The organism is Shewanella sp. MMG014, assembly GCF_018100775.1.
Classification (GTDB): domain Bacteria; phylum Pseudomonadota; class Gammaproteobacteria; order Enterobacterales; family Shewanellaceae; genus Shewanella; species Shewanella japonica.
In genome coordinates, this window is record NZ_JAGJDZ010000012.1 from 54,992 (window position 1) to 75,272 (window position 20,281).

21 protein-coding genes, 3 tRNA genes and 1 pseudogene are annotated in these 20,281 nt (G+C 37.9%); 14 read left to right on the top strand and 11 right to left on the bottom strand.

Translation table 11 applies throughout. The features are described from left to right. Positions 1 to 88: 88 nt before the first annotated feature. The 9 genes from J8L86_RS17420 to J8L86_RS17460 all read left to right on the top strand — a co-directional run bounded on the left by J8L86_RS17420 (position 89) and on the right by J8L86_RS17460 (position 8,068). Complete coding sequence (locus J8L86_RS17420; protein WP_211031154.1) at positions 89 to 826, top strand: FadR/GntR family transcriptional regulator; 738 nt, start codon at positions 89 to 91, stop codon at positions 824 to 826. A gap of 75 nt (positions 827 to 901) precedes the next feature. Further along, positions 902 to 1,633, top strand: coding sequence for a FadR/GntR family transcriptional regulator (locus J8L86_RS17425; protein WP_065108156.1), 732 nt, complete (start codon positions 902 to 904; stop codon positions 1,631 to 1,633). 200 nt (positions 1,634 to 1,833) lie between these two features. Continuing rightward, entirely contained in the window at positions 1,834 to 2,673 is an 840-nt protein-coding gene (locus J8L86_RS17430) for a 2-keto-4-pentenoate hydratase (protein WP_211031155.1), read from the top strand. A gap of 235 nt (positions 2,674 to 2,908) precedes the next feature. After that, the gene (locus J8L86_RS17435) at positions 2,909 to 4,288 is read left to right on the top strand and encodes a Na+/H+ antiporter NhaC family protein (protein WP_065108155.1); all 1,380 of its coding nucleotides are present in this window, start codon (positions 2,909 to 2,911) and stop codon (positions 4,286 to 4,288) included. A 99-nt stretch (positions 4,289 to 4,387) separates the two neighbouring features. Next, a complete protein-coding gene (locus tag J8L86_RS17440; protein WP_211031156.1) occupies positions 4,388 to 4,819 on the top strand; it encodes an NUDIX hydrolase in 432 nt (143 codons plus the stop codon). Between the two features lie 39 nt (positions 4,820 to 4,858). Further along, complete coding sequence (locus tag J8L86_RS17445) at positions 4,859 to 5,476, top strand: FMN-binding negative transcriptional regulator (RefSeq protein WP_247663512.1); 618 nt, start codon at positions 4,859 to 4,861, stop codon at positions 5,474 to 5,476. 88 nt (positions 5,477 to 5,564) lie between these two features. Further along, positions 5,565 to 6,041, top strand: a complete 477-nt coding sequence (locus J8L86_RS17450) for a GNAT family N-acetyltransferase (RefSeq protein WP_065108152.1) — start codon at positions 5,565 to 5,567, stop codon at positions 6,039 to 6,041. 164 nt (positions 6,042 to 6,205) lie between these two features. Next, entirely contained in the window at positions 6,206 to 6,679 is a 474-nt protein-coding gene (locus J8L86_RS17455; RefSeq protein ID WP_055024018.1) for an SET domain-containing protein, read from the top strand. Positions 6,680 to 6,694: 15 nt separating this feature from the next. Further along, a complete protein-coding gene (locus J8L86_RS17460; protein ID WP_211031157.1) occupies positions 6,695 to 8,068 on the top strand; it encodes a hypothetical protein in 1,374 nt (457 codons plus the stop codon). A 38-nt stretch (positions 8,069 to 8,106) separates the two neighbouring features. Here the strand turns inward: J8L86_RS17460 and rrtA are convergent, their stop codons facing one another. Both rrtA and queC read right to left on the bottom strand, forming a co-directional pair. After that, positions 8,107 to 8,742 carry a rhombosortase gene (gene rrtA / locus J8L86_RS17465; protein WP_065108150.1) on the bottom strand — a complete coding sequence of 212 codons (636 nt, stop codon included), beginning with the start codon at positions 8,740 to 8,742 and terminating at the stop codon, positions 8,107 to 8,109. A gap of 164 nt (positions 8,743 to 8,906) precedes the next feature. After that, positions 8,907 to 9,596, bottom strand: a complete 690-nt coding sequence (gene queC, locus J8L86_RS17470; protein WP_082972166.1) for a 7-cyano-7-deazaguanine synthase QueC — start codon at positions 9,594 to 9,596, stop codon at positions 8,907 to 8,909. Between the two features lie 181 nt (positions 9,597 to 9,777). Between queC and queE the strand changes: the two genes are divergently transcribed. Then, a complete protein-coding gene (gene queE, locus J8L86_RS17475; protein WP_211031158.1) occupies positions 9,778 to 10,446 on the top strand; it encodes a 7-carboxy-7-deazaguanine synthase QueE in 669 nt (222 codons plus the stop codon). A gap of 46 nt (positions 10,447 to 10,492) precedes the next feature. Here the strand turns inward: queE and J8L86_RS17480 are convergent, their stop codons facing one another. The 4 genes from J8L86_RS17480 to J8L86_RS17495 form a co-directional block, all read right to left on the bottom strand. Further along, positions 10,493 to 11,557, bottom strand: a complete 1,065-nt coding sequence (locus J8L86_RS17480; protein WP_065108148.1) for a PLP-dependent cysteine synthase family protein — start codon at positions 11,555 to 11,557, stop codon at positions 10,493 to 10,495. A gap of 213 nt (positions 11,558 to 11,770) precedes the next feature. Beyond that, positions 11,771 to 11,855, bottom strand: a tRNA-Tyr gene (locus J8L86_RS17485). A gap of 70 nt (positions 11,856 to 11,925) precedes the next feature. Further along, positions 11,926 to 12,010, bottom strand: a tRNA-Tyr gene (locus J8L86_RS17490). A gap of 30 nt (positions 12,011 to 12,040) precedes the next feature. After that, positions 12,041 to 12,125 (bottom strand) — tRNA-Tyr (locus J8L86_RS17495). Between the two features lie 124 nt (positions 12,126 to 12,249). Here J8L86_RS17495 and J8L86_RS17500 point away from each other — a divergent pair. From J8L86_RS17500 to J8L86_RS17510, 3 genes are all read left to right on the top strand, one after another. After that, positions 12,250 to 12,753 carry a VC2046/SO_2500 family protein gene (locus J8L86_RS17500; protein WP_119969527.1) on the top strand — a complete coding sequence of 168 codons (504 nt, stop codon included), beginning with the start codon at positions 12,250 to 12,252 and terminating at the stop codon, positions 12,751 to 12,753. A gap of 142 nt (positions 12,754 to 12,895) precedes the next feature. Then, the gene (locus J8L86_RS17505) at positions 12,896 to 13,183 is read left to right on the top strand and encodes a DUF406 family protein (protein WP_065108146.1); all 288 of its coding nucleotides are present in this window, start codon (positions 12,896 to 12,898) and stop codon (positions 13,181 to 13,183) included. Positions 13,184 to 13,430: 247 nt separating this feature from the next. Further along, a complete protein-coding gene (locus J8L86_RS17510) occupies positions 13,431 to 15,608 on the top strand; it encodes an EAL domain-containing protein (RefSeq protein WP_065108145.1) in 2,178 nt (725 codons plus the stop codon). 370 nt (positions 15,609 to 15,978) lie between these two features. On the opposite strand, the gene J8L86_RS17515 is transcribed toward J8L86_RS17510, so the two are convergent. Together J8L86_RS17515 and J8L86_RS17520 are read right to left on the bottom strand one after the other, a co-directional pair. Further along, positions 15,979 to 16,452: a YchJ family protein gene (locus tag J8L86_RS17515; RefSeq protein WP_211031211.1), complete on the bottom strand. Its 474-nt coding sequence runs from the start codon at positions 16,450 to 16,452 to the stop codon at positions 15,979 to 15,981. 53 nt (positions 16,453 to 16,505) lie between these two features. Next, complete coding sequence (locus J8L86_RS17520; protein WP_211031159.1) at positions 16,506 to 17,147, bottom strand: DUF4440 domain-containing protein; 642 nt, start codon at positions 17,145 to 17,147, stop codon at positions 16,506 to 16,508. Positions 17,148 to 17,277: 130 nt separating this feature from the next. Here J8L86_RS17520 and smrA point away from each other — a divergent pair, with 130 nt between their 5' ends. Further along, the gene (gene smrA / locus J8L86_RS17525; RefSeq protein WP_211031160.1) at positions 17,278 to 17,868 is read left to right on the top strand and encodes a DNA endonuclease SmrA; all 591 of its coding nucleotides are present in this window, start codon (positions 17,278 to 17,280) and stop codon (positions 17,866 to 17,868) included. A gap of 1,071 nt (positions 17,869 to 18,939) precedes the next feature. Here smrA and J8L86_RS17530 read toward each other — a convergent pair. The 3 genes and pseudogenes from J8L86_RS17530 to J8L86_RS17540 form a co-directional block, all read right to left on the bottom strand. After that, positions 18,940 to 19,548, bottom strand: a pseudogene (locus J8L86_RS17530) (M2 family metallopeptidase); the annotation flags it as partial. 135 nt (positions 19,549 to 19,683) lie between these two features. Next, entirely contained in the window at positions 19,684 to 19,833 is a 150-nt protein-coding gene (locus tag J8L86_RS17535) for a hypothetical protein (protein WP_211031161.1), read from the bottom strand. 3 nt (positions 19,834 to 19,836) lie between these two features. Next, positions 19,837 to 20,145: a hypothetical protein gene (locus tag J8L86_RS17540; RefSeq protein ID WP_211031162.1), complete on the bottom strand. Its 309-nt coding sequence runs from the start codon at positions 20,143 to 20,145 to the stop codon at positions 19,837 to 19,839. Positions 20,146 to 20,281 lie beyond the last annotated feature (136 nt).

The following is a 20,281-nucleotide window of genomic DNA, read 5'->3' on the forward strand; positions in this document are numbered from 1 at the left end:
TAACAAATGGCTAAAAATATAGAATAAAGACCAAGGTGTTGATTGTTTTCAATTGACACTGCAAACATACTATGTTTCTATAGGACTTATGAGTGAATTAATATATTACGATTTAAAATGCACCCAAGGAATGTCTCCAAGTCTATCGGTGCAAGTCGCGAAAGAGCTTGGTCGCAGAATTGTGTCAGGCGCTTTTGAAGCCCATAGTCTAATTGATGATGAAAATGCATTAGCTGCCCGTTATCAAGTTAGCCGAGTTGTTGTTCGCGACGCAGTTAAAATCCTCGTAAGTAAAGGACTGTTAGAAGTTCGACGTGGAATTGGTACTCGTGTTCAATCAAGAGATAAATGGAATATGCTGGATGACGATATTCTTGCATGGCATTTATCTGCGCCACCAAATCTTAGCTTTTTAAAACAATTGATGGATGTGCGATTGGCTTTTGAGCCTAAAGCGGCTAGGTGGGCTGCTGAGCGTGCTACTGCAGAAGATTTAGCCGACATCGAATCAGCTGTTGAGAGAATGGCTCAAGCTAATAATACCGCAGAAGATTTTATCATTGCCGATTCACTGTTTCATAAGTCAGTGATGAAAGCCGCCAACAATGGCTTTTTAGCGTCAATGGAAGGAGTGATTTACTCTGCGTTATTAGTGAGTATTAAAGTCACGAATAAAGATCCTCGTGAAAATGGGGCGTCGGTGCCTTTTCATCGAAAAGTTTATGAAGCTATTGCAGCTAAAGATGGTGATAAAGCAGAAAAGCTCACTGAAAAATTGCTGAATGATGCCAGTATTCGACTTTCTTTGACTCAAAACAGCAATTAATCGTCTCTGGCGGTTGTCTATTGTCCTAAAATCAGATAAATAGTATGTAGTTATTTTTATGGACAATATAATTACATGAGTGAATTAACATACTACGATTTAAGACGAACAAATTCGATGTCACCGAGTTTACCTGTTCAAGTGGCGAAAGAACTGGGTCGTAGAATTGTTGCCGGCACCTATACTCCTGGGACGTTAATTGATGACGAAAACAAGCTAGCTGAGCGCTTCAAAGTTAGCCGTGTTGTAGTACGTGATGCCGTTAAAATTCTGGTAGGTAAAGGCTTATTAGATGTTCGCCGTGGTATTGGTACGAAAGTTAAAGCGAGAAATCATTGGGCTTTACTTGACGATGATGTACTGGCTTGGCACCTTTCAGCACCACTGAATCCAGAATTCCTAACTCAATTGATGGAGTTTCGACTCGCATTTGAGCCCAAAGCTGCGTCACTAGCGGCCATGAATGCGACCGATGAAGATATTCAAGCAATAGCGGCTGCCCTTGAAGAGATGGCTTCTTCAACCAATGATGTTGATCGCTTCGTTGTAGCCGATGCCCACTATCATGGCGCAATTCTACGCGCATCTCACAATGAATTATTTATTTCTATGGAGTGTGTGATTTTTTCATCACTTTTGGTCAGTATTCGAGTCACCAACCAAAATGATGCAGAAAATAAAAGCTCAATTCCATTTCACCAAGAAGTCTTCGATGCCATTAAAGACCGTAATGGTGAGTTAGCGCAATCGTTAACTGAAACACTATTAAGTGATGCTAAAGCACGACTGACGCAGTTAATGAAGTAAGTTTCTCTTACTAGCAATCATTGTTAAGTTGTAAAACATAAGCCCAACAATAGTTGGGCTTTTTTGTGCTGACTAAAAACTTAGTGAATATATTTACATTGTTTATATAAACATCATATGTTTAAATTTATTTAATAGAAATCAAGGCAACGTGTTGCTCAATCAGTTAAAAATCAATTGATGTTATTAAAGGAATTATTGTGAGCGAGTTTAATCAAACAAAGCAGGGCGATGTGCAAGAACATCAAGATTTGCACATGAACGAGGACAAACAAGAATACAGTCAATCTCAATTAGATGCTGCAACGCATTTATTAAAGCAGCGACAACAAGCTATACCTGTTTCCGATTTACGAAACAATGCGCCCAAGACACTTGATGATGCGTTTGCTATGCAACAAATCATGATGGCTCAAACCTCCAGTGAGCATATTGGGTGGAAATGCTTAATTCCACAACAAAACGGGAATGTGATCGTTGCGCCATTATTATCTCAATTATCCACAGAGCAGCAAGATTGTTCAATAAAATCAATAAAATCAATGAAAGGTTATGCCCTAATTGAACCTGAAATTGCATTTGTATTAGCTAATGATTTATCTGCAGGTCAAACATACAGTAATGATGAAATCGATGATGCAGTAGGGGAAACACGCTTAGCATTAGAATTAATTGAACCACGATTTTCTATAGACTACGATGCTAATCATTTTGAACGCTTAGCTGATGGCTTAAGTAATCAAGGCTTGTATTTAGGCCCAGTTATTGACAAACCTATTGCTTATAAAGCTGCAAAAATTGACATTAATATTAGCCAAGAAAAAACTGAGCAAGTCTTTGCAGGTATTCATCCATGTGAGTTACCTCAGAATCCACTTTATTGGCTTGTTAGTCACTTAACAGCAAGAGGAATATCATTGAGAGCAGGACAAGTTATTATTACAGGTTCCTATTGTGGTGTTGTAAAGGTAGCGATGAATAGTCCTGTTAACATTAATTACCAAGGGATAGGCCAATTTTCAGTGAATTTTACTGGCTAAGGCTATGGCGGCAATTTGTTTAAACAAACTGAGTTATAAGTCGATTTTACTATAACTCAGTTTTTTATGTCGTCATATTAGTCTAGGTGTTTACTTGAATGAATCTAATTTGATTTCTCTGTCAAAAATTCTTATTTTATTTTCTATTATTGTATAAATTATGTTGACTCAGTGACATAACGACATTATTTTGCATCTCCATTTTTGACTTACATTACCAACAAGGAAAAAAATCATGACAGAGCCATCAGCGATCAGTTTGATCCCGCCAGTGGTTGTTTTGATATTAGCAATTGTATTAAGAAGACCTATTTTAGCGTTAGTAATAGGTGCTGTTGTGGGTTTATTAATGCTTGATCCTGTTGAAGCATTAAATAATTTTTCGGAAATATCGTTAAGTGTCATGGCTGATGAAACCATTGGTTGGTTAATCTTAGTATGTGGCACGTTTGGTGCGCTAATCGCTTTACTCGTTCGAACGGGCGGGGCATTCGCATTTGGGAAAAATGCACTGAAGGTAGCTAAAGGCCCTAAATCATCGTTAATGATGACATTTGTTTTAGGTGTTGCCATTTTTATTGATGACTATCTTAATGCATTAACTGTGGGTGAAACCATGAAGCGAGTGACGGATAAATTTCGTATTTCTCGTGAAATGCTGGCGTATGTTGTCGATTCCACAGCCGCACCTATTTGTGTTCTCGTCCCTTTATCGACGTGGGCTGTGTTTTTTGGCGGCTTACTTGTTGATAACGGTATAGCAGAACCTGGGCAAGCAATCTCAGTTTATATGCAAGCCATTCCATATATGCTTTATGCATGGGTTGCTGTGATTATGGTTCCTTTAGTCATTTTAGGGGTGATGCCGCTTATTGGTCCGATGAAAAAGGCTGAGTTAAAAGCAAAGCAAGGTATTGGGATACCGGTTGATGAGTCAGCTGATATTCAAACCAGTAATGACTATGCCGTTAAGGCGATGGAAGATGAATTTAAAACGGCTGATCATCAAGGAAAATTACATAATTTCCTTGTGCCAATTATAATGCTTGTTGGTTTTACCGTATATTTTGATATTGATGTGTGGCTTGGTTTATTAGCGACCATGACAATTACGATTCCTTATTATGCTGTGCAGCGTTTAATGCCTTTTGCTGAAATGATGGAGCAAATGATTGATGGCTTTAAAAGTATGTTACCCGCAATTGGGACAGTGATTGCAGCATTTATTTTTAAAGATGTATGCGATAAGTTGCTGTTACCTCAATATGTAATTGAGAGCTTAAGTCCCTACATGACAGCACAGTTTTTACCTGCAGTCGTGTTTGTTGCAATGGCATTATTAGCCTTTGCTACGGGGTCAAGCTGGGGGATTTTTGCCGTATCGATTCCTATTGTTATGCCGCTTGCTCAAGCGGTCGGCGCGGATATTCCGTTAGTGATCGGTGCATTACTTTCTGCATCATCCTTTGGGAGTCAAGCTTGCTTTTACAGTGATTCTACAGTGTTAGCAGCGCAAGGTGCAGGGTGTAACTTAGTCAGCCATGCCATCACTCAGTTGCCATACACCTTGATTGCGGCAAGCATCACCGTGATAGGTTTTATTGTGATAGCGTAATAATGTGACCACATGAAGTCGACGCGACTTATCTATCGTGGCTAATAATGTTAAAACCAGTGCTTGTCACTGGTTTTATATTATCTGGAGTTCAGCCTAATGAATGACAAGAACACTGAGAAGTTTACGGGTTGTAAAATGGCGTTAATTTCAGGCCGTCAGTTGGTTGTGTATTTAAGAGATAACCTTGCAACCATTCCTTATCCCAATTGTTGGGACTTTCCAGGTGGTGGGCGTGAGGGGAACGAAACAGCTGAAGAGTGTGTGCTTCGTGAATTGAATGAAGAGTTTTCACTTGTTTTAACTAAAGCGTGTTTGATATATAAACAAATCGACATTAATCAAACTGGTAATGGCAACGCTTATTTTTTTGCAGCTCATATTGATAATGAACAGCTTGATAAGATTAGGTTCGGAAATGAAGGCCAGTATTGGAGGCTGATGGATATTGAAGATTACCTGAATCACCCACAAGCTATTAACTCTTTACAGCAGAGACTTAAACGATATCTAGCCGAAATAGAGTATTGATGAATACTATAATGACATCAACTAAAACAAGGATTTGTTTTGTATATTCCAAAAAATCTAAGAATTAATGATTTAACATCACTCCATATGTTTGTTGCTGATTATGGTTTTGCTGTCATCACAACTGCGGATTTAACCGCATCCCATTTACCCTTATTACTTAAAGCAGATGAAGGTAAATTGGGCACACTCTATGGCCATATGGCTCGAGCTAATCAGCACTGGAAGATAGCCGATGGGCAGTCAGTTTTAACTGTTTTTTCAGGCCCACATGGCTATATCTCGCCAACATGGTATGAGAGCAGTCCCGCTGTACCCACATGGAATTATGCGGCTGTACATGTAAAAGGGACTGTCACATTGACAGACGATGAAACAACCTTATCTATACTTAACGACACTATTGCGAAATATGAACCCAGTTTACTGAGTAGTGAAACCCATGGTCATGATGGTTTTATACCGCCTGACTATAAATTGAAGCTAGCCAAAGCGATAGTGGGCTTTAAAGTAAAAATCGATTCAATTGAAGGCAAAAATAAATTAGGCCAGCATCGTTCTCGGGCCGATCAAAAGGGAGTGCTTGCTGGACTAAGCGAATCAAGTCGATTAGACGATCAGGCGTTACTGGCATATACCAAACTGCACTACCAATAACATGAGTAAGCCGCCCATTTAAAAAATCAAAATGAAGCACCAGTAAGTCTATAAGCACATACAGTAAATCGCACAGTAGGGAGCGACAGTGAATCAGCATAATAAGTTTGAGTCTGTTCAACCGGTAGACGGGTATTATATCGATACGGATAAAACTAAAATCGATATAAATGTCGTCTATGGGTATATTTCCAATTCTTACTGGGCGAAAGATATCCCAATTGAAGTGCTGACCAAAGCCATTGCCAATTCATTATGTTTTGCTGTGTATACCGTGGATGATCAACAAGTTGGTTTTGCCCGCCTTATTACTGATAAAGCCTCTTTTGCCTATCTAGCTGACGTGTTTATTCTTGAGCAGCATCGCGGTAAAGGTTTAAGCAAATGGTTAATAAATGAGATTGTGACTCACCCTGAAATTGTTGGGTTACGGAGAATGTTGCTAGCAACTAGAGATGCCCATGGTTTGTATGCTCAGTTTGGTTTCCTCCCAATAGAAAATCCAGAAATTTTAATGCAAATTTGGCGTCCTTCAATCTATTTAAGCTCTCAAAATGATGACTAAAAGGCGTTAAAGCGATGTAATAATCCATATATCGAACAAGATAAATGTAATCAATTTGCACATTCTGTGACATTTTCAGCTGTTTATTTATTTTCAACCCAGCATTGATAAGTTAAAGTAATTACTTAATATTTTACTATTTTGTTCATTACTTTGGGTTTGGTATGTCGAATTCTCAACAAATTGATAAGACACAAGATTTAGATTTTGTCCGTAAAGCAACGCTAGATACGATCGCAAAGACCATGATTCACTCAAGTGAATTACATGGGTTTGGTTTGTTTGCTACAGATGCCATTAAAGATGAGCAAATTCTTTATTTATTTGATGGCCAAGTGGTATCAATTGCAGACTATGAAAAAATCGAGTCGCTTATGGCAAAAGACATTGCCCCTTATTCGAATTACATTTTCATGGAATGTAATTACCTCAATAATGAAACCTTATTAGTCAGAAATTTCAGAACTAAATACAGTTATATTAACCACTCAAGAACGCCGAATACTGAAATCAGGTATCACCCAATGCGTCTAGTGGCTATCAAAGAGATTCAAGTTGGTGAAGAACTAACGATTGATTATCGCAAAGAGCAACTTTCTGACGATTATCTAACTAACCCAGAAAAACAATTTTTATAATAATAAGAAATCCTTATGCCGAAAATTCGCGTTATGTGTGTACAGCCTATTGAGGTTGATTCAGAACAATATGAACAACTCATCAGTAAGAAAAGTCGTATTGGCAAGTTAATTGGGACATTTGACAGAAACCATTTCAAAATAGAATGGCTTAAACAATTCAACGCATTACATCGTGATTTATCAAATTTTAAATGTATTTATCGCAGTGAAGAAAGCAAGGTTTCAAATCTTTTATTAAAGCAAGATCTACAGTCTACAGACTTTCATGTAAATGGTTTGCATGACATCAGTGAGTATCTTGATCTTGAAAATACAACCTATGAATTGGTTTTCGATCAACGATTTTTTAATTTTGTTTTGGTTGTTGAAATACACTTAAACTTACCTGATGACAAAACAGCTGAACTGTTATCAACAGAACTGACAGCAGATGAGCTCGCAGAAAATCAAGGCGCTGATTTTTATAACAATCTGAGAAATTTATTAGTAAAAGAACATGATACTAGCGCACTCAGTCAATGGGGTAATGCAGTACGTTTAGAAGTGTGTAAAAGAATTCAGGCTATTAGCCATATTCCGTTAAAAAGTAGCCATAGACCATTAGCTTATATAGGTAATAATTCAGGTAATTTCACTTTCTTTGTCGAAGCTAGCCCGCAAGATAAACAAATGAAGCAGCAGTTTCTAGCCTGTAATGCCAAAGCTGAGCGTGTTAAAGGTAATAATACGACAATTATCGATAATGATTGTGTGCATTATGCCTTCTTCAGTCGTTTTCATACGATTATGACATTAGATATAGGACGATATTACCGATTTGCGCCGATTCAGCATCATATTCAATCAACTTGGTATTACGTCAGTTTTTATAGCCGTGTCTTAGATAAACTAAATAGTCATATTCTTGCAAATGACTCGAAGAAAACCCTTAACTCAAAACGTAATGTTATTGATGAATATATTAATAAGATTGAGTTGCTACGAATGAATAACGAAAATTTCAAATTAGCAATTGAGTCAGACAACGAAGATGTTTATCAAAAAATTGAGTCTAAATGGAATGTAGAAAGCAGCCTAGAGCATGCTAAAACTTACGTTAGTTTTTTTAAAGACTATTTAGAACGTGCTTACGCTCGTAAAGCAGAGCAATCTAATCGTCGCCAAAATCAAATATTGTTCATCATATCCTGTATCCAAATATTGGGGTTGATTAGTATTTGGAGTGATTACCTAGGGTTAAGTAAAATAGAGCGCTTTATTAACTCAACAGGTATTCATACTGGTTCCAACGTCGATACCGTTTTGCAAATCAACACTTGGTTACCACTTGGCCTTATTGCAGTATTGGTTTTGTTGATGATGTTGGCTTATATGCGCCGAGACTAATCATCTTAGAAAAGAAAAGGGAGCAATTGCTCCTTTTTTTATTGGCTTTGTAATTTTTGGTGTTTAAAAAAACGCGTTAATGGCAGCCAGATAAAGCCACAAAATAACCCACCGAGTACGCCAATAAAATGAGATTCGGTCGCGACACGTGCATTGATAATAGCGCTGACACTTTCGCTGGCACCAAAGTACATTTCGTATCCCACTTTGGCAAACACACCTAGCAATAATAAATAACCTGAATTATAGCCTTTACGTATATCTAATAGGGCACCAAAGGTAAATAGGCCATGTAATAACCCGCTGAGTCCGACATAACCTTTAAGCTCTGGAAAAAACCAGTAAAGACCTAATCCTTCTAATACACACAAACTGATAAACAACGAAGCAAACTGACTTATATGGCCTTTGTAATGAGATTCATGTAAAAATAAAATAACCCAAAAGCCTGCAAGGTTCATTAATAAGTGCCACAAGTTTGTGTGTAACAAATTACCTGTGATGATACGCCAGTACTCACCTTGAGCGATGTTATCGTAGCGATAACTTAATAGGTTATCGACATCAATTGTTCCCAATGGGTTCATCGACAAAACAAAGAATACACAGCATGTAATACTGACCAAAATTGCAAAGTAATAGGCACTTGCACTGTTACGACTTCTTCTTGCCATGTTTTAAGTCCGTTTTACCTTATAATATTGTTTATTATAGTGAATCGTTAACACTTTGCTTAACTAAATGCTGTTAAACACAGTCAGGCAATAGAGGTTTATGGCTGACGTTTCAAATCACCTAGCGATTTGTTGGTAAATGATTTGATAAAGTGACACGCGTTTTAACGTGCTGACTTACGATTTAAATCAGCCATAACGCTTTGACGATTATTAAGGTAATCCTCTAAACCTCTTTGTCTCAATAAACAAGCTGGGCAATCTCCACAACCACTGCCTTTAATGCCGTTGTAACAGGTTAAGGTGTCATCTTTAACGAGAGTGAGTGAGTGGTACTTATCAGCCAATGCCCATGTTTCAGCTTTATTCAGCCACATAAGGGGGGTAACAATATTGAGCGGTTTGTCCATACCAAGCTCTAATGCTTGTTGCATTGATTTTACAAAATCATTTCTGCAATCTGGATAACCTGAAAAATCGGTTTCACATACCCCGGTGATGATTGCATCGCAGCCTAATTGATAGGCATAAATCCCAGCTAATGTTAGAAACAATATATTGCGACCAGGAACAAAGGTACTCGGTAGGCCATTATCCATTAATTCATGTGAAACCGGAATCGCATCTCGTGTTAATGAAGAAATGGCTAATTCATTTAATAAACTGACATCCATGACTTTATGGCTTGCTACTTTAAGCTTTTTAGCAAGCGCTTGGGCAATGTCGATTTCTTCTCTATGGCGTTGACCATAGTCAAAGGTAATGGCATGGACTTCATCGTATTGAGTCAAGGCTTGAATAAGGCATGTGGTGGAGTCTTGACCACCTGAAAAAACTACAATTGCTTTGGACATTAAAATCACCGGAAAGACAAATATAAGGTAATGGACGAAAGTCATCATTACTATGCACATGTTTGTCTGTTTATTAATAACAAAAGTGCATTTTATCTTATCCAGCATAAAGTTGGCAAAAACTTGCAGCTAGAAACAAAATCATCTATAAATGCGCCCTTGAAATTAATAAGGCTTGCAAATGAATTATCCTGTAAACGAAGTATTTGAAACAATTCAAGGTGAAGGTAGCTTTACCGGAGTACCTGCCATTTTTGTCCGTTTACAAGGCTGTCCTGTGGGTTGTGCTTGGTGTGATACTCAGCAGACCTGGGAAGTGTTAGCTCAAAACAAGGTAAATCAAGCTGATGTCATTCAAGTTGATGGCACTATTGGACGTTGGGCCGAGCATGATGCCAGTAGTTTAATTCAAGCTTTTCAAGCCAAAGGATATACCGCAAAGCACATTGTACTGACTGGCGGCGAGCCATGTATGTACGATGTCACTGATTTAACCAGTGAGTTTATTGCTGCAGGTTATGCTGTGCAGATTGAAACCAGTGGCACTTTTGAAGTGCTGTGCCACGACAAGGTCTTTGTGACGGTTTCACCTAAGGTAAACATGAAAGGCGGTTATGAGGTGCTTGAGCAGGCGTTAACACGCGCGAATGAGATTAAGCATCCCATAGCAACACAAAAGCACATTGATGAATTAGATGACTTATTAGCAAATATCGATACGCAAGATAAAGTGGTGTGTTTACAGCCAATTAGTCAAAAACCTAGAGCGACTGAACTTGCGATGAAAACATGTATTGCTAGAAATTGGCGCCTTTCGATTCAAACGCATAAATATTTAGATATTGATTAAATAAAAAACCGCTCATTGAGCGGTTTTTTGTTGGTGCACTAATCGCTTAAGGTTTTAACGAACCACTACGATTAAATTGTGTAAGTTGCTGGTCGAAAAATGCAGTATCGCCGATGTTTTTACTTATCCACTCAGGGTTGTAATAGGTGTCTAAATACCGATCCCCAGAGTCACATAATAAGGTGACTAACGAGCCTTGTTGATTGTGCTGTTTCATTTCACAAGCTAGCTGAAGAACACCATAAAGGTTAGTTCCTGTTGATGGACCCACTTTGCGTCCTATCAGTTTGGCTAGCCAATTCATTGTTGCTAATGACGCAGCATCAGGTATTTTTTTCATATCGTCGACAACCCCAGCGATAAAAGAAGGTTCGACTCTTGGTCTACCAATCCCTTCAATTTTACTGCCGTTTTCACACGTAATGGTGAGATCTCTTTTGTGGTAATAATCGTAAAACACCGAATTCTCAGGGTCGACTACACATAACTGTGTTGGTAATTGTTGGTAATTTAAGTAACGGCCTATGGTTGCAGATGTACCGCCAGTGCCAGGACTCATGACTATCCAAGCAGGAGTAGGGTACGGCTCTTTCAGCATTTGGTTAAAAATAGAGTCAGCAATATTATTATTACCACGCCAGTCGGTTGCTCGCTCTGCATAAGTAAACTGATCCATATAATGGCCATTAAGCTCAGTGGCTAACTTTTGAGATTCAGCATAAATTTTACTGCTGTGATCGACAAAGTGGCACTGACCACCATAAAACTCAATTTGTTCAATCTTAGTTTTTGCAGTTGAAGATGGCATAACGGCAATAAATGGTAAGCCTAATAATCTTGAAAAATAGGCTTCGGACACGGCGGTGCTGCCTGATGAAGATTCGATTATGGTGGTGTTCTCGTTTACCCATCCGTTTGAAAGCGCATATAAGAACAGTGAACGTGCTAAACGATGTTTTAAACTGCCTGTAGGATGGGTACTCTCGTCTTTAAGGTATATATCAATACCGGAGAGCTGTGGTAAATCGAGTTTAATAAGGTGAGTATCGGCACTTCGCTGAAAATCTGCTTCAATTTTGGCGATTGCTTGATTTACCCATTGCTTTGACATGATGAGATCCCGATTAACAAATAAAAAATCATCATAGACTCAAAGTGGCAATGCTAAAAGGTATACAGATCACTTTATCGATTAAATAACATTAATTGGCGCATCAAACGGGTATATATAAAGTTTATTCGACATATTTACTGCTTTAAAGAGAATAGTCTTGAATAGAGAGATAATGGGAGATATTTGAAACGAGATATATAAGATAAGAAGTGGTGGAGGGAGAAGGATTCGAACCTTCGAAGGCTGAGCCGTCAGATTTACAGTCTGATCCCTTTGGCCACTCGGGAACCCCTCCACATTTTCTTACTTGTCTTGCAGTATTGTTGGCCACAACAATATTTTTTAATAATCAATAAACCGATAAATGGTGGAGGGAGAAGGATTCGAACCTTCGAAGGCTGAGCCGTCAGATTTACAGTCTGATCCCTTTGGCCACTCGGGAACCCCTCCACGAAACGGTATATTTATCATTGGTGCAAATGGTGGAGGGAGAAGGATTCGAACCTTCGAAGGCTGAGCCGTCAGATTTACAGTCTGATCCCTTTGGCCACTCGGGAACCCCTCCTCAATTGCGGCGGCAATGATAGTCACGAATTAAATATAAGTAAAGCCAAAATCGAAAATAACTCTCAAGTATTTGTTTAAGTGGTCGATAAAATATCAATCCTAGTAATTAATGATGTTTTTATATGCAAATCGAGTTTCCTTTAGTCAATGAACTGCAGTTAGGTCGTCGTTTAAATGACGCAATCGAACATGACCGCCGCGGCGAATTTGGCTTACTATTATCAATGCTATCAGCAGACGCTAGAGATATGTCGCAATTTCAGCTTGATAAAGAACTCGATGATAATCAAAAGCTGTATAAAGCCTTTGACTTACCCAAGCAGCAACAATTGGTTTGTGATTTATCGAAACAACAAGCAATAGATAATGCTAGTGCATTTCATCAAAGCGGTTCATCTCAATTTCAGTTGACTCAAGCATTACATCCTGAGGCCATAGTGACTCGTGGTGAGTTTGATGATGACATGCAAATAGCACTAGCAAACTGTGATGTATTAACAAAATTAAAGCATCAACAAAAACTACCTGAAGTATCTGAGTTAGATAAAATGCACTTTTTAGATCAGTTATCAGTACAGCGAAAAATTAGCGAAACAATTGCTAATCAGCTGTATGCAGTTGCATAACACAATATAGAGTATCGACAAATAACCACCCGATTCAGAATGAAATAACATAAACCGCTAATAGTGTGAACTAGTTATAAAATTAATCTCAGTTTTTACGTTAAGCTGACGCTTTCTTTATCATTGTGATAGGTGACTAATTATGATTAAAACAATTACCCAGCAAGAAGTTCAGGTAAGCGATAGCTGTAATGATTGTGGATCATTTGTCGATATTGGCACTGTAATTGACGAGCAGGATACACGCCTTATTTTGAAAATTACTGGTGATGCAGTTGCCGAAGAAGCAGAAGATATCATTACTAAAGCAAAAATTCGTTTTGACTCAGTTAAGGTTAATAGCGAGCAAGCGGAAGCAGATATTACTGTCATTATAGATTTTGAATTCACTGCTGAAAAAATGATCTTTCAATTAGAGAATGGCTTGTAAATAGCTAAAATATATCAAATATATAATGATTTTTGCGCTAACAACTTGCAATTTAATTCAGTGAGTGTAACCATCGTTACATTACTACTTTATGCTTAGACATATGTCATAAGCGCCAAGGCCATTTTACATTTGCTTTGGTACATGAGGGATGTTGATTTTTGTCAAGTCACCCCTTATTTTAGCTGGAAAAAGCCTCCAAAGAATGAGGTGACCCGACTGTTATGCTGTCTTTTTGGGAACAATAATGAAGCAAAATGAGCAACAACATTTATTAGAGTTAATTGTTAACTCAAAAGCAAAAGAAAAGGGCGACTTTACCGCGACCTCTGAACTTGCCTGTAAATTGTTATTGAAATACTTTAATGCGACTTGTGTATCAGTTATTTCGCTACGAAATAAAGCACTTGAGCAAAAAGTTGTTGCTTGCGCCTCACCCAACACAGCTATGGTTGAAGTCACCAAGAAATTCCGTCATAAACACTTTGCATCAGAGCTGTATTTTGATGAAATACGACGTTATCGACACGTTGTCAGTAATATTTCTTCTACAGATAAACGCCTTACTTGCTTTTCTGAGTATTATCTCCAGTCTGGAATCCAATCAAATTTAGATGTCGCAATTCGAATCAATGGTCATATTGAAGGACTACTGTGCATTGAATTTGATCACCAAATTGAACTGCCAAAACAGTCGATTGAATTTGCTTGTCAATTTGCAGACCAATTAGCACTGACACTTGCCACCCGTTACGCTTATGACAAAGACGAACGTTTAACCTTGTTCCATAGTGCAACAGAGCAAGCTAAACATGTGTTGATGTTGGTTAACTTAAAAAATCAAATTATTGAGTATATCAATCCTGCACATGAAAAAATGACAGGGCTGTCTCGTGACGTTGTGCAAAACAATGAACTCATTACCTTGGATTTCTTTAGAGGTAAGCGTGAACTTGCTAATGAATTAACACAAGAATTAATAGCGGGCAAAACCGTTCAAGGCGAAACCGAATTACAACGAATCGACGGCACAAATTATTGGGTACAATATCAAGCTAGTCGTTTCGTTACCGAGCAAGGCAACTATTACGCATTGGTGTCGTGTTTAGATGTTTCAGAACAGCGACGTCATAAAGATGAACTTGAAAAGCTTGCATGGAACTGCACGTTAACGGGTTTACACAATCGACTTCATTTTACTCAACAGCTCGACGTCACGTCTGAAGGTGTTCTGATACTAATCGATTTAATGGGCTTTAAGCGTTTCAATGACACAAGTGGTCACGAGCAAGGGGATTCCTTGCTCACTGAAGTGGCAAGAAGGCTCAAGCATTTTGCTGAAAGTAACGGAGCAATTGATGTTGCCCGAGTTGGCAGCGATGAGTTTGCCTTGATTTTACCGGCGATACATTCAAGTGACATTTTAGAAGAAACGATTGTTAAGCTATATCAAAAACTTAGTGTCCCATCTGTGATCGGAAGAGAAAAGGTTGACCCGAAAGCCGCGATTGCTGTGGTTGATATTGCGCCTGTTGTTGGGGAGTTTTCACCCCTTTCTTGCGCTGATATTGCGCTTCAATATGCGAAAAAGAAAGCTATGATGAATTATCAAATTTTTAATGATGATTTATTAGCGACTTTTAAAAATAATGCAGAAATTGAACGTGACTTACAAACAGCAATACGTGGACGTCAGTTCGAGCTTTATTACCAACCTTTAATGGATTTAAAGAACCATAAGTTCATTGGCGCAGAAGCCTTAATACGTTGGCATCACCCTAAGAAAGGAGTGCTCTACCCAGGCGCATTCATTGATATTGCCGAACAAACGGGCATGATCAATGCCATCGGAGATTGGGTATTAGAAGCTGCTTGTAAACAACTTAACTTATGGCAGCGTAAAAATGTCGATATTGTTATGCATGTTAACGTAGCGGCAAGACAATTCTTTAGCGGAAATTTATTTGAGCAAGTTTGGAATTTAGTGACTCGCTACCGTCTAAAGCCACAAAGCTTGATATTAGAAATTACCGAAACTGAATTAATGGGTGATGTGCGTCATGCGACTTGTTTGTGTCAAGAGTTGGCTGATTTAGGGGTAGGGTTGGCCATTGATGATTTTGGTACGGGTTACAGTTCAATGCGTTATTTAAAGCAGTTCCCAATCAGCAAATTAAAAATCGACCGTTCATTTATTTCAGATTTAACGACCAGTCATCAAAGCAGAGAAATTGTAAGTGCGATTATCGCAATGGCGAAAGCATTAAATATTTCACTGACGGCTGAAGGAGTAGAGACAAAAGAACAAGAGTTGTTTTTAGAAGATAGTCTTTGTAATCACGCTCAAGGCTATTTATACAGTCCCGCTATAAGAGAAAATGAATTCTCTCGGTTCATTTCTGAACAAAATGAAACGGTACATTAAATTCGAAACTCTCTACTCATAACTGCACACTCGTAACTGTTCATTCATAACAGCCAGCAAATCTAAAACCTTTTTGCTAAACCAAATTAGTTAAGTCTGATTATTTTGACCTAACTGGTTAAGTTAGTTAAATCAGTTAAATCAGTTAAATCAAACCTCTTAAATTAAATCTCTATAATCACAGTGCTTTTATAAAGCGATATTTATAAAGCGATATTTATAAAGCGATATTTATAAAGCGATATTTATAAAGCGATAATGGTTACGGTGATGATGCATACCCCAGTGTGGAAATAGGTGAGTGTTTGAAACGACAACCTAGGTGTTATCTGACTCATTCACTTTTCAACTAATTCATTCAGTTTGCAAACTAACTTATTTTCTTTAAACAACAGGCCTTAAACTTTTTGCCGCTGTGACAGATACACGTTTCATTACGTTTTGGTAATTTAGCTTGTTTTTGCTCGCCAGTAGTATAAAACCATTGTCCACCTACACACTCAAATTGTGATGCTTCAAAAATGGCATCAATAACACCATCATGTAAAAACCATGCTTTAAAGGTGACAGTGCCATGGTTAGCGGTTTGATTGGCCTCATCGACAGTTAATCCCAGCCAAGTTGTTGATGACGCATTTTCAGCCAGTAACGCAATGCTAAGCCCGTTCAGAAAATCAGGGTGATGGGTATCGAGTAAATATTGAAATTCTTGTAATACAAAAGCGCAGTAACGTGAGCGCATTAATGTCTTTACGTCAGCTGCTGTATTTACGTTTAAGTGATAAGGCTCACAGCACTCAGAATAGTGTTGATTTAGACCGCAAGGGCACATTGTATTGGTCATCTGGGTCTTAGCTGTTTGAGTATTGATTAAACGAGTATTCATTACAGGTCGCTTTAATGATTATGGGCATCTGTCGAATCAATAGGCTGCTGCGTATTAGGTTCTGATTCAGTTTCAACGATGATGTCTGGTTTGGGGACTTGGTTGAATTGTCTGCCGTAATATAAGTTTGAAACAGGTTTGGCGGTAAAATAGTACTTAGGATCTGTTTTAGTGTTTGAATCAACAATAAATTGCCACTGATCTTTCGCTGTCTTTCGTGATACTAAAACAAACTTACCAGAGAAAACACTTGTAGGATCGCCTGTTTCTTTACGAGGGTGAAACCTCACTAGGTAGTAACCTACATCTGTGGCACTTGATTCAGTTAACTCACGGTTAATCACCCTGAAATCAACTTCAATATGAGCATCTTTTTTGGCTATTTTCTTGAAAAATACCGTATAGAGGTCGAGGATGTTTTGTTTACCAATGACGATTTCTTGATCTAACACCTCAGATATATATGTGGCATCATCCGTGTATATTTTATTAATAAAGTCCAGATCTAGATTCTCGAAACCTGCGTGGAAGGTTTTATAATTATTATTAATGATGTCGTTGTCTGATAAAGTTGTTTCAGGTATTTTTCCCGCTAAGGCATTGATACTGAAAAGCATAAAAGTACAACAAAACAACAATTTGATATAAGTCATCAAGATTTTTTACTCTTTACTCTGGCTAATGAATAATTTCAGGTGCAGATTTTAATAATGCATGACACTATAAATTATTCTATTAATTAGCAACAGTAAGTAATCTTTACAAAGTGTGTAGGAGTTGATTATGAGCGTTGATGATACAGCATTATTTTTAGCTGAAATGGGCGACGTTAAACCATTAACCACTAATGACAAGGTATTTGTCTCATCACAACAACTAGATACGGATGCACATCGAGCAAGACGTAAAGCAGCAATGCAAAATGAGTATTTGGCGAAATTACCCATTGAACCAAGGTTATTAACTCCAATAGCTCCTGATGAGATTTTGAGTTACAAACGAAATGGTGTCCAAGAAGAAGTGTTCCGCCATTTGCGTTTAGGCAAATACAAAAAGCAAACAGTGTTAGATTTGCATGCCTATCGATTGAGTCAAGCCAGAGAGTTGCTCGTTGAAACGATTATTCAAGCACATGAAAGAGGCGAACGAAATTTATTAATCATTCATGGCAAAGGAGTGAATAATAAACCCTATCCAGCGCTCATGAAATCTGCGGTCAACGATTGGTTGATGCAGTTTGATCAAGTGCAAGCATTTCACAGTGCGACCCGTGAACAAGGCGGAACTGGTGCATTGTTTGTGATGTTGGTTAAGTCTGATGAGCAACGCATTGTATCAGGAGAAACGAATAGAAAAGGCAGTGGCTTTCGGTAACGCTTGTATATGGTTGGTATATGACATATTCATAAGGGCTTTTAATAAAGCCCTTATCAAACATCGTTATAAAACAATTCTTAAAAAGATGCTTGCAAGTTAAACGAGTAAGAAAGCTAGGATGGCAAGGAGTACAATAACAGCCACTATCATTTTAGGATTCGTTTCTCTTGGCGTCTCTTCATTATTTAATCGTTTTGAACGTTCATTTCTTAATTTTTGGTAATGACTTTTCTTCATGCTACACCTAGGCTAACAAACAACAACAAGTGTAATTCACACAAGCAGTGACGCTAGACTTTGTCACTTTCAAGCATGCTAATAACCTTGTTTGGGTTAGATTTGTGATCTTTGCAGAAAATGACTGCTTTTCATTCTAGAGATGCTAAAGAACCTAGTTAGAAATGTAAGTGTACTTTAGTGAATTTGTTAATCTCGTTATCATGTTAACGTTATTTTAGGTATCGCTAATTCAGCACAAAATATAAAATAGCGATGGTAATAAACAATAAATGAATACTACTCTTATGATTACTATAATTAAGGGTTGAACCTTTACGGATCCGCTTAGCACGGCCATTTCTTAATTTTACGTAGTTTCTTTTTTTCATTAGCAATATCAAACGACAAAATCAGAAATGAATCTGTATCGTTATACTCAAAATGTAGAAGGTTTTAATACTTGATAAGCGTAGATATAACGGCAAGTCGTATTGATACTTAATGTGACTTTTGGCTTTTATTACACTTGTCATAATGACGTGTACAAGTAACTCCATTCACTTTGTGTACCGCGTAAAATTATCATAAACGACAGGGGTGAGAATGGGTTTTTATGTGATCCTGATCACGCATCGGTGCAAATTGACAGGTGTCATAATATTGTCGTTAAAGCATGTGGTGCTTTGTGTTTTGGGGATGTTTTTACTCTGTTGCTTTAGTGTTAATTCTTGGCAGGGGTATATATTAACTGAGATTTACGATGATTGAAGCCAAAATATAAAGCACCCTAAGGTGCTTTATATTTATCTTTATATTGCTATTGATTTTAATGTATTTTGAGTCGATACATTACCAACCACATTGACGGTTTTTAGATTGGTTTTGTTTGTCGAGCCATACATGTAATGGCGCAAAATAGTCTAAAACTGCGTTTGCATCCATTGCTTTAGTGCCAGTCACGATATTAAGTGCTTCAGGCCAAGGCTGGCTTAATCCAGCTTCTAGCATTTCATTTAACTTATGACCCGCATCTTTATTACCGTAAATACTACAACGGTGAACTGGTCCTTCGTTACCCGCTATTTCACATAATGATTGATGGAATTGGAACTGTAATACGTGAGCTAAAAAATAACGTGTATATGGCACATTACCAGGTACATGATATTTGGCGCCAGGGTCAAAGTCAGCCTCAGTTCGTGCTATTGGTGCAGCTACACCTTGGTACTTTTCACGCAGCTCCCACCATGCTTGGTTGTATTGCTCTGGTGAAATTTCACCGTTGAACACTTTCCAACGCCATTGATCTATCATTAGGCCAAATGGCATAAAGGCAATTTTATCCAACGCTTGTTTAAGCAATAAACCGATATCTTTCGATTCGTCAGGTACTTGTTCTAGTAAGCCAATTTGTTTTAAATAACTGGGTGTAATGGAGAGGGCAATAGTGTCGCCAATGGGTCATCAATGGGGAAAGTGGATATTAAACGATAGTAAACGTACTTACCCACAATAATAAAGTTATAAGCTTATTTTATCTGGTTATAAGTGCAAACAAAATAAAGCCCACTACTTAGAGTGGGCTAATTGTATTTACTTAATGTTATAGATAGCTTTCTTGGTAATATCATATTCCTTTGCAATCTCAGGAACTGCTACACCTTCTAACAGTGATTGGATAATCCCCACTGTTCTATCATTCTTACTCTCAGCTATGAATAACTGTATTGCTTGATCTCTCATGGTTCATTGTCCCTTACAGTACTTTGTTCTAGTGCCTATAACTTTAGAGCCATGGATACCAACTGTATCCACCTTCTCTATTGATATGCTGTAGTAGATATCTGCTAAGCCTGAAGTACTTGGATTCATGTAATAGAATGCATCGTTAAATTGTTCACCTTCAACATTCATAAATACCTCACCTGTCTCCTTATCTATGGCTATCATAGTTTTATTAGTAACCACCCACTGTGTATGTTCAGTGTTGCATACAAATGAGTTAGCTGAAGCTGCGAAGCTGATTAGTGTTAGTGCTATTAATAGATATTTCATGGTTCAATCCTGTTGGTTAGTTGTACTGGTAAGTGTGTTTACAGTTCACATTCATAATGGCTGTGATGATGTCTCTACCGTGGTTTATGTAAGCAGATCCATTATTAACAATCTTGTTGTAGCCAATGTGTGTAAC

Excerpts from the sequence above, each read along its gene's own strand:
- J8L86_RS17515 (WP_211031211.1), bottom strand. The coding sequence starts at position 16,452 with ATGACCAATACAATGTGCCCTTGCGGTCTAAATCAACACTATTCTGAG.
- J8L86_RS17440 (WP_211031156.1), top strand. The coding sequence starts at position 4,388 with ATGAATGACAAGAACACTGAGAAGTTTACGGGTTGTAAAATGGCGTTA.
- queE (WP_211031158.1), top strand. The coding sequence starts at position 9,778 with ATGAATTATCCTGTAAACGAAGTATTTGAAACAATTCAAGGTGAAGGT.
- rrtA (WP_065108150.1), bottom strand. The coding sequence starts at position 8,742 with ATGGCAAGAAGAAGTCGTAACAGTGCAAGTGCCTATTACTTTGCAATT.
- J8L86_RS17455 (WP_055024018.1), top strand. The coding sequence starts at position 6,206 with ATGTCGAATTCTCAACAAATTGATAAGACACAAGATTTAGATTTTGTC.
- J8L86_RS17460 (WP_211031157.1), top strand. The coding sequence starts at position 6,695 with ATGCCGAAAATTCGCGTTATGTGTGTACAGCCTATTGAGGTTGATTCA.
- J8L86_RS17520 (WP_211031159.1), bottom strand. The coding sequence starts at position 17,147 with ATGACTTATATCAAATTGTTGTTTTGTTGTACTTTTATGCTTTTCAGT.
- J8L86_RS17535 (WP_211031161.1), bottom strand. The coding sequence starts at position 19,833 with ATGAGAGATCAAGCAATACAGTTATTCATAGCTGAGAGTAAGAATGAT.
- J8L86_RS17480 (WP_065108148.1), bottom strand. The coding sequence starts at position 11,557 with ATGTCAAAGCAATGGGTAAATCAAGCAATCGCCAAAATTGAAGCAGAT.
- J8L86_RS17540 (WP_211031162.1), bottom strand. The coding sequence starts at position 20,145 with ATGAAATATCTATTAATAGCACTAACACTAATCAGCTTCGCAGCTTCA.
- J8L86_RS17420 (WP_211031154.1), top strand. The coding sequence starts at position 89 with ATGAGTGAATTAATATATTACGATTTAAAATGCACCCAAGGAATGTCT.
- J8L86_RS17510 (WP_065108145.1), top strand. The coding sequence starts at position 13,431 with ATGAAGCAAAATGAGCAACAACATTTATTAGAGTTAATTGTTAACTCA.
- J8L86_RS17505 (WP_065108146.1), top strand. The coding sequence starts at position 12,896 with ATGATTAAAACAATTACCCAGCAAGAAGTTCAGGTAAGCGATAGCTGT.
- J8L86_RS17500 (WP_119969527.1), top strand. The coding sequence starts at position 12,250 with ATGCAAATCGAGTTTCCTTTAGTCAATGAACTGCAGTTAGGTCGTCGT.
- J8L86_RS17435 (WP_065108155.1), top strand. The coding sequence starts at position 2,909 with ATGACAGAGCCATCAGCGATCAGTTTGATCCCGCCAGTGGTTGTTTTG.
- smrA (WP_211031160.1), top strand. The coding sequence starts at position 17,278 with ATGAGCGTTGATGATACAGCATTATTTTTAGCTGAAATGGGCGACGTT.
- queC (WP_082972166.1), bottom strand. The coding sequence starts at position 9,596 with ATGTCCAAAGCAATTGTAGTTTTTTCAGGTGGTCAAGACTCCACCACA.
- J8L86_RS17425 (WP_065108156.1), top strand. The coding sequence starts at position 902 with ATGAGTGAATTAACATACTACGATTTAAGACGAACAAATTCGATGTCA.